This is a genomic window from Paramagnetospirillum caucaseum (genome assembly GCF_000342045.1).
GTDB classification, from domain to species: Bacteria; Pseudomonadota; Alphaproteobacteria; order Rhodospirillales; family Magnetospirillaceae; genus Phaeospirillum; species Phaeospirillum caucaseum.
In genome coordinates, this window is sequence record NZ_AONQ01000004.1 from 126952 (window position 1) to 135172 (window position 8221).

Sequence of the window (8221 nt, forward strand, 5' to 3'; positions counted from 1 at the left end):
CCGAGCGGGCGGGACGCCCGCACTCCAGTGGCGGCGTGTTCCATGGGAGCGCGGGCGTCCCGCCCGCATTTCCGGATGGAGAGGCCCAGATGACCTCCCTCCTCCTCGCCGCGCTGGGCGGCTACCTGCTGGGCTCCATCCCCTTCGGGCTGGTGCTGACCCGGCTGGCCGGGCTGGGCGATATCCGCCAGATCGGTTCGGGCAATATCGGCGCCACCAACGTGCTGCGCACCGGGCGCAAGGGTCTGGCCCTGGCCACGCTGCTGCTGGACGGGGGCAAGGGCGCCATCGCCGTGGGGCTGGTCTGGCTGCTGCTGGGCAATGAGCTGGTGCCGGTGGCGGGCTTCGCCGCCGTGCTGGGCCACAACTTCCCGGTCTGGCTGGGCTTCAAGGGCGGCAAGGGCGTCGCCACCACCATCGGCACAATGCTGGCCGCCGCCTGGCCGGTGGGGCTGGCCTGCATCGCCACCTGGCTGGTCAGCGCCGCCCTGTTCCGCATCTCGTCCCTGTCGGCGCTGATCGCCCTGGCGGCTTCGCCGGGATTCGCCCTGTACTTCGCCGGACCCGAATACGCCCTGATGGCCGCCGGTCTGGCGGTGATGGGCTTTTACCGCCACAAGGCCAACATCATCCGCCTGATCCGGGGCGAGGAACCCAGGATCGGGGCCAAGAAGAAGCCGGAGAGCGAGGGATGAACGCACCGCCCGCCACCGGAAGCCTGTTCGACAATGTGCCGGACGATGATTTCGAGGCGGAGCGGTTCGACACCTTGCTGGACGGCGGAGGTTTCCGCCTGCTGCGCATCGTCTCCAACGGCCACGCCACGCCGGAAGGCCAATGGCTGGATCAGGACGACGACGAATGGGTGGTGGTGATCAAGGGCGCCGCCATGGTCCGTATCGACGGTAAGGAACACGCCCGCGCCATGGTGCCGGGCGACTGGCTGTTCCTGCCCGCCCATTGCCGCCACCGGGTGGACTGGACGGCGCCGGACCAGCCCACCGTGTGGCTGGCCCTGCACCGCGATCCCTGACTACATCTCCTGGCCGGCGATCGCCTTGTCCAGCAGGGCGACGGTCTCGGCGATTCCGAACAGCTTGATGAAGCTGCCCATGCGCGGGCCCTGGTCGTTGCCCAGCAGCACCTCGTAGCAGGCCTTGAACCACGCCTTGAGGTCGGCGAAGCAGGGGCGCTTGCCGATCTCGTAGACCAGGTTCTGGATGTCCTCGACGGAGGCCTCGGCGGACAGGGCCTCGAGCCCGACCTTAAGCGCGGTGAAGGCCTCCACCTCGTCCGGGCTGGCCTTGCGGTAGGTCTTGTTGGGCAGGACGAAGTCGCGGTAATAGGCGATGGCGTAGCCCACCAGCCCATTGAGGATCGGGGCGGTCTCCGGCGCGGCGCCCGGCGCGTAGCGCTTGATGAAGCCCCAGATCACCGCCGGATCGTCGGAATGGCAGACGCTGACCAGGTTCAGCAGGATGTTGAACGACAGGTGGGAATCCTCGGCCGGCGGCTTGCCGCCGTGGATGTGCCACGCCGGATTGTCCAGCTTCTTGCCCGGTTCCTCGGCAGGGAACTTGGCCAGGAAGGCCAGGTATTCGTCCACGGCGCGCGGGATGACGTCGAAGTGAAGCCGCTTGGCGGTCTTGGGCTTCTGGTACATGAACAGGGCCAGGCTCTCCTGCGGCGCGTACTTGAGCCAGTCCTCGACGGCCAGCCCGTTGCCCTTGGACTTGGAGATCTTCTGGCCCAGGTCGTCCAGGAACAGCTCGTAGGTCAGGTTCATGGGGGCGCGGCCGCCCAGGATCGAGGCGATGCGGGTCGACAGCTGGACCGAGGGAATCAGGTCCTTGCCGCTCATCTCGTAATCGACGCCCAGCGCCACCCAGCGCATGCCCCAATCGGCCTTCCACTGCAGCTTGCACAATCCCCCGGTGACCGGGGTCTCCACCAGTTTGCCGTCCTCGCGGCGATAGACGATGGTGCCGGCATCGACGTTGCGCTCCACCACCGGCACCTGCAGCACGATGCCGGTTTCCGGGCAGACCGGCAGGAAGGGGGAATAGGTGGCGCGGCGTTCGTCGCCCAGGGTGGGCAGCACCACGTTGATCACCTCGTCGTAATGCTTCAGCACGCCCAGCAGGGCGGCGTCGAAGCGGCCCGACTTGTACCACTCGGTGGCCGACTGGAACTCGTACTCGAAGCCGAAGGTGTCGAGGAACGAGCGCAGGCGGGCGTTGTTGTGGTGGCCGAAGCTCTCGTGGGTGCCGAAGGGATCGGGGATGCTGGTCAGCGGCTTGCCCAGGTGCGGCGCGATCATCTCCTTGTTGGGGATGTTGTCGGGCACCTTCCTGAGGCCGTCCATGTCGTCGGAGAAGGCGAACAGGCGGGTGGGAATCCCGGGCGCCAGCAGCGAGAAGGCGCGGCGCACCATGGTGGTGCGCGCCACTTCGCCGAAGGTGCCGATATGGGGCAGTCCCGACGGGCCGTAGCCGGTCTCGAACAGCACGTAACCCTTGTCCGGCGTTTTGCCGCCCAATCGCTCGTCCAGCAGGGCGCGGGCCTCCTGGAAGGGCCAGGCGGTGGCGGAGCGGGCAAGGGCGCTGGTATCGGAGGACATGGGGGCTACTTTCCGTTCAAACAGATGAAGAGCGGAAAGCTAGTCCCCGGCAGGGGGGCGCGTCAATCATGGCGCTCCATCGGAAATGCGGGTGGGACGCCCGTGCCCCAAAAGTATGGGAGCGTTCATCGGAGCGCGGGCGTCCCGCCCGTCTGAATACGGAGCACGGGCGTCCCGCCCGCAGGTCTCAGCGCCGCTTCTCCACCTCCTCGGCCTCGCGGTGGGCGAGGTAGTTGGACAATTCCTTCATCTGGGCCTGCCATTCCTGCTCGGCGTTGCGTTCGCGCAGCCAGATGTCAGGGTCTTCCTTGACCTGGCGCATGTAGCGCACCGTGTAGGGGACGTGCAGTTCGCGCTGGCTTTCGGTGGTGCCGAAATTGCTGACGAAGCTTTCCAGGAAGGCCGACGAGATGCGCGGGAACACCCGGTGGCAGGCCAGCACCAGGAAGTCGCCCCATTCCGGCGGGAACTTGGCGAAGGCGTTGAGCAGGTTGTCGCGCAGCGCCCCTTCGCGGGCCTTCTGCTGGAAGATGCGCGGGTCCTTTTCCTGCTCGTAGAGATCGTGGCATATGCGCCAGGCGTGGTTGAGGCGCTTCCACCAGTCGTTGCGGGGGTCGAGCAGCGAGCGCAGGGTCTCGATCTCGCGGTTGCCGATCTTGGGGATGTCGTAGGCCTCGGGCGTCGAAGGCGCCAGCATCTCGCGCAGGGCCTTGGTGTTGTCCTTGACCTGGAAGACCTTGGTCCCGTCGGGCTTCTTGGTCTCCAACAGCTTCAGATCATCCCAGCCGCTGTTCCAGCCCTGCAGGATGCTGTCCTCCAGCGGCTTGGTGACGTGGTCCCAGAAGCTGTCGGTGTCGTCCTCGGCCCATTCGTAGCTGGTGGCCAGCATGCGGATGTTGCGGCTTTCCCAGATGGTGGGGAAGATGAGCTTGGTGACCGCCGCCTTGAACTTCTCGGAGAATTCGGGCGAGGCCAGGAAAAAGGTCGGCAATTCGCGCTTCAGCGCCGGATTGTGGCGCTGGAAGAACACCAGCACCTTGTCGATGCGCCGCCCGATGGCCGCCTCGCACAGCTTCTCGAAATTCTCGAACTTGGCGGCCGGTGGCGGCAGTTCCGGCACTACGTAGTCCAGCCGCTTCAGCAGGTGGGCGAGGTTGGGCGGCAGTTCGTACTCGATATCCTTGTTGCGGGCCTCGCGCCGCGCCTTGCGTTCGGCGTCGTCGTCGCTCTTGGGCGGCAGGCCGGAATACATCTCCATCACCGGGGCGGGCGGCGGTGGGGGCGGCGCCTTCTTGGGAATGAAGGGCTTGTACTTCATGTCCTCCTTGAGGATGTGGGTGACCAGCCAGTCGGTCAGCACCCGGACCAGCACCTGCGAGCAGATCTTCAGTTCCTCGTCGTCGCGGGCGACCTTGAACTTGTCGTGCAGCAGCTTGGCCTTGAAGGCCAGGGCCTCGTGCCCCTTTTTGTGCGGTTCGATCTCGGGGTATCGGGTGGCGGCCATCACCGCTTCCTCGCGGCGGAAATGCTCGTCCACATAGCGCAGAAGCTCGTCCGTGACGGAGGCGACCTGCCGCCAGTTATCCTGGCCGATCCACTGTTCGGTCAGGTTGATCAAGTCGATCAACCGCTTGTGGTCGGCATCCAATGCCGGTGCACCCACCGACATGGCATCGCGCCATACGATCATTCTTGCCCCCGCCCTGCACACATGCCAAAGGCATTTCCCATCCATAATCAGATGTGACTTTAGGCATGCTTGTCAACGGTGATAGGGCGAAAGTCAGCCCACGGCCATGTTGTGGGGGTGGTGATCGTACTCGGCCAACAGCGAGGCGCCGAGGATGGCGCAGTAATCGCCGAACTCGCAGGCCCGCAGGTGGGGGCAGGCCAGAACCTCGCGGGTGAAATGGATCAGCGCGTCCGAATCGTCGGCGTCGATCAATCGCTGTCCGGTCTCCGAGACCAATCGGAATGTGCAGTCTTGGGTTCGTAGCGTCATGGACGCCTCGTTTCGCCAATACTCCGAGCCGGCAAACTCGCCGTTCGGTTCATAGCAAAATTATACCTACGCTTAATCGAAGGGCAAACACCTATTCGATAGTCGTAGAAAATAATACTTAAGAATTAAGAAAAAGACGCGCTAAACTTCCGTAAAATTTTATGCATCGGTCGGAGGTCGCAGCAGATCGCGGCATTGGCGCACCGCTTCGGCCAGTCCGACCTTGACCGGCTCGATCCCGGGGGGGAAGGCGCCGAACAGCCGGGACGGCATCATGGGGTCGAGCAGGACGAAGACCCCCCGGTCGTCGGCGCGGCGCACCAGCCGGCCAAAGGCCTGCTTCAGGCGCAGCCGGGTGATCATGTCGTCATAGGCGCGTCCGCCGAACTCGGCGCGGCGCGCCTTGTGCAGGATGTCGGGACGCGGCCACGGCACCCGGTCGAAGACGATCAGGTGCAGCGAGCGCCCCGGCACGTCGACGCCGTCCCGGACCGCGTCGGTACCCAGCAGGCACGAGTGCTCCTCGGCGCGGAAAATGTCCACCAGGGTCGAGGTGTCCATGTTGTCCAGGTGCTGGGCCAGCAGCGGCAGACCGGCATCCTCCAGCGGCGCGCTGATGCGCTTGTGCACCGCCTTCAGGCGCGAGATGGCGGTGAACAGGCCCAGCGCCCCGCCGTCCGCCGCCAGGAACAACTCGCGGTAGGCGGCCGCCACCTGGTCCATGTCGTCCTTGCGCACGTCGGTGACGATCAGCACCCTGGTGCGGGCGGGATAGTCGAAGGGCGAGGCCACCTCGGCCCGCACCGGCGGCGCCTGCAGGTGGACGGCGCCGGTGCGCCGCTCGGCGGCCCGCCAGTCGGTCTCCACGTCGCCCGAGCCGTCCTTCAGCGTCGCCGAGGTGATGACCACGCCGTGGGCGGGCTCGACCACCGCCTTGGCGAACGGCCGCGTCGGGTCGATCCAGTGGCGGTGCATGCCCACGTCCATGTCGCGGCCGTCGATCCTGTCCACCGAGAACCAGTCGATATATTGGTTGGAACCGGGGGGCGAGGCCGCCCCCCCGCCCCCCGCCCCCCGGTCCCGTCGATGATGCCATCCAGCATGCCCTTCCATCCGGCCAGGGGCATCAGCACCCGGCGCTCGATGGAGCGGCAGATGCCCTCGATGCGCGACCGTGTGGCGGTTTCCAGTTCGGCGGCCTCGTCGTCCAGCAGGGCGGCCAGTGCCTTGGCCAGCACCTGCAGCGGCAGGGCGATGCGCCCCAGGGCGCCCGCCAGGGCGCCCGCCGTTTCGGCCAGCCCGTCGATGGGGGCGGTGGTCTCGGTCTCCAGGCTGTAGGGGGAATCGGGGTGGGCGGCGCGGGCGTAGACCTGCCGGCGGGCCAGGGCCAGGAAGGCTTCCGCCGGTCCCTGGGGCTCGCCCTCGCCGATGCGTGCCAGCCAGCCGGGGCCGGGCAGGGCGCGGGCGGCGGCCAGGGCGGCGTCCAGGGCGGCGATGGCGTCTTCCGAGCCGCCCACCAGATCCTCGGCGCGGCGGTGCAGCCCGCGGGCGCGCGAACGGCTGGCGGCCTCGCCCTCCGGTCCCAGGACCCAGCGCCGCATTTCGGCGGCCTCCATTCCGGTCAGGTGGGCGGAAAAGGCGGAATCGGCGGCGTCGAAGACGTGGTGGCCCTCGTCGAACACCAGCCGGGTCGGCTGGGTGCCGTCGTCGAGGCCGCCCAGGGCCGCCTGGATCATCACCAGGGCATGGTTGGCCACCACGATGTCGGCGCGCCGCGCCCGGCGCACGGCGCGCTCGATGAAGCATTTGCGGTAATGGGGGCAGGCCGAGAAGATGCACTCGCCCCGCCGGTCGGCGATGCCCAGCGTGCGGGCGCGGCCCAGCACCTCGACCAGCCAGCCGGGGAAGTCGCCGCCCACCATGTCGCCGTCGCGGGTGGCCAGCAGCCAGCGGGCCATCAGGCCCAAAGCGGCGGCATCCTGGTTGCGGTTGCGCCCGACCATCTCCTCGTAGTTCAGCAGGCAGGCGTAGTTCTCGCGGCCCTTGCGGATCACCACCTTGCGCGCCTTGTCGTGCGGATTGGGGAACAGGCGGTCCAGTTCGCCGTCCAACTGGCGCTGCAGGTTGCGGGTGTGGGTGGAGATCCACACCGGCGCGCCGTTCTTCTCGGCCCACAGCCCGGCCGGCGCGATGTAGCCCAGAGTCTTGCCGGTGCCGGTGCCGGCCTCGGCCAGCACCAGATGGGGCTGGCCTTCGGCCTCGCGCGGCTGGAAGGCGCGGCTGACGGCGGAGGCGTAATCGGCCTGGGTGGGGCGCTGCTCGGCGGCCTCGCCCAGCATCTGGGCCAGACGCGAGCGGGTCTCGGCCGGATCGACGGGAATATTGCCGGGCGGCGGCTCGGGGGCGTATTCGCTCCACTCGGGCAGACGGTCCCAGACGCGAAGCGCCCCGCCGCCCCGGCCCGAATCCCCCTGCACGCCGAGCGCCGCCAGCACCGCGTTACCCCAGCCCCAGCCGCCGCGCGCCATCATCCAGGCAAGGCCGCGCGTGTCGACGGCCTTGGCGGCGGTGTCGGCATTGGTGCGGGCCGCCAGTTCCTCCAGCAGGCGGCGGACGGAGGTCATCAGCGCTTCGGCTTCGTCCTCCAGGTCGGCGGGATGGGGCAGCCCCATGGCATCGGCCAGCCCGCGCGGCGTCGGCAGGCAGAAGCGGGCGGGCCGCACGAAGGCGAACAGCTCCAGGATGTCGAGACGCAGGAAATCGTCCAGCCCGAGACGGGCCGCCACCGCCGGGCCGTGGCAGACCAGCGGGCTCTCGTTGCGGGCATAGCGCGCCGCCTCGGAACGCGACAGGCGGCGGAACTCGCCGTCGGGCTCCAGCGTCACCGCGCCCCGGATTCCGGCGACCAGCACCGGAACATGGGGCAGCATTATGCGGCTGGCTACGGACATGGCCGGGAGACTACAGGGAGAACGATTGGTGCACAAGGCGTCCCGTCCCACAGCCTCCGGTTCTTGGGGATTACAAGTCTACCCCCACTTCATTTCGCCCTTGGCAACCTTGGCGCCGATGTCGAGCGCGATGCCGAGGCCGGCATTGGGATAGCGTTTCTTCATGGCGGCGATCAGCTGGGCGCTGTCCGCGGCCCTGGTCAGTTCCTCCTCGAAGGCCAGCAGGTAGTCGCGTGTCTGGAGGATGGCCGAGACGTCCAAGGCTGCGTCGCGGGCCAGATGGCCGGGCACCACCACCTTGGGCTTGCGGGCCGCCATGGTTTCCAGGGTCCTGATCCAGGCCTTGCGCAATTCGGTCGTCTGGGTGTCGGCGGTCCACACATGCAGGCCGCCGAACACCATGACGCCGCCGAAGATGGCGCCAAGGGACGGCACCCAGAGATAGCGCCGGTTGGTCAGCCCTTCGGCATCGATAATCTCGATGTTGTTCCCTTCCAGGCGGAGCGACTTGGCCGAATAGGCTTCGGGCATGACGATATCGGCCAGGGTCTGGGGGCCGTTGGCACCCAGCTTGGGGCCCCAGACAGCCAGCTTCTTCTCCACATTACCCTTGATGGCGGCGATGGTGGCCGGCGCGGCGAGGACCTT

General features: G+C 67.6%; 5 protein-coding genes and 2 pseudogenes. 2 read left to right on the top strand and 5 right to left on the bottom strand.

The window, feature by feature from the left end; all coding sequences use genetic code 11:
• Positions 1-89: 89 nt before the first annotated feature.
• Both plsY and H261_RS02975 read left to right on the top strand, forming a co-directional pair.
• Complete coding sequence (gene plsY / locus H261_RS02970; protein WP_008614201.1) at positions 90-695, top strand: glycerol-3-phosphate 1-O-acyltransferase PlsY; 606 nt, start codon at positions 90-92, stop codon at positions 693-695.
• Positions 692-1033, top strand: a complete 342-nt coding sequence (locus tag H261_RS02975) for a cupin domain-containing protein (protein ID WP_008614202.1) — start codon at positions 692-694, stop codon at positions 1031-1033. Before plsY ends, H261_RS02975 begins: the two co-directional genes overlap by 4 nt.
• Here the strand turns inward: H261_RS02975 and H261_RS02980 are convergent, their stop codons facing one another.
• From H261_RS02980 to H261_RS02995, 5 genes and pseudogenes are all read right to left on the bottom strand, one after another.
• Positions 1034-2620, bottom strand: a complete 1587-nt coding sequence (locus H261_RS02980) for a lysine--tRNA ligase (protein WP_008614203.1) — start codon at positions 2618-2620, stop codon at positions 1034-1036.
• 187 nt (positions 2621-2807) lie between these two features.
• The gene (locus H261_RS02985; RefSeq protein WP_008614204.1) at positions 2808-4310 is read right to left on the bottom strand and encodes a bacteriohemerythrin; all 1503 of its coding nucleotides are present in this window, start codon (positions 4308-4310) and stop codon (positions 2808-2810) included.
• A 93-nt stretch (positions 4311-4403) separates the two neighbouring features.
• Positions 4404-4565, bottom strand: a complete 162-nt coding sequence (locus H261_RS25305) for a hypothetical protein (RefSeq protein ID WP_008614205.1) — start codon at positions 4563-4565, stop codon at positions 4404-4406.
• A 216-nt stretch (positions 4566-4781) separates the two neighbouring features.
• Positions 4782-7573: pseudogene (locus tag H261_RS02990) on the bottom strand (ATP-dependent DNA helicase).
• Between the two features lie 78 nt (positions 7574-7651).
• Positions 7652-8221: pseudogene (locus H261_RS02995) on the bottom strand (MBL fold metallo-hydrolase); the annotation flags it as partial.

Excerpts from the sequence above, each read along its gene's own strand:
- plsY (WP_008614201.1), top strand. The coding sequence starts at position 90 with ATGACCTCCCTCCTCCTCGCCGCGCTGGGCGGCTACCTGCTGGGCTCC.
- H261_RS02975 (WP_008614202.1), top strand. The coding sequence starts at position 692 with ATGAACGCACCGCCCGCCACCGGAAGCCTGTTCGACAATGTGCCGGAC.
- H261_RS02980 (WP_008614203.1), bottom strand. The coding sequence starts at position 2,620 with ATGTCCTCCGATACCAGCGCCCTTGCCCGCTCCGCCACCGCCTGGCCC.
- H261_RS02985 (WP_008614204.1), bottom strand. The coding sequence starts at position 4,310 with ATGATCGTATGGCGCGATGCCATGTCGGTGGGTGCACCGGCATTGGAT.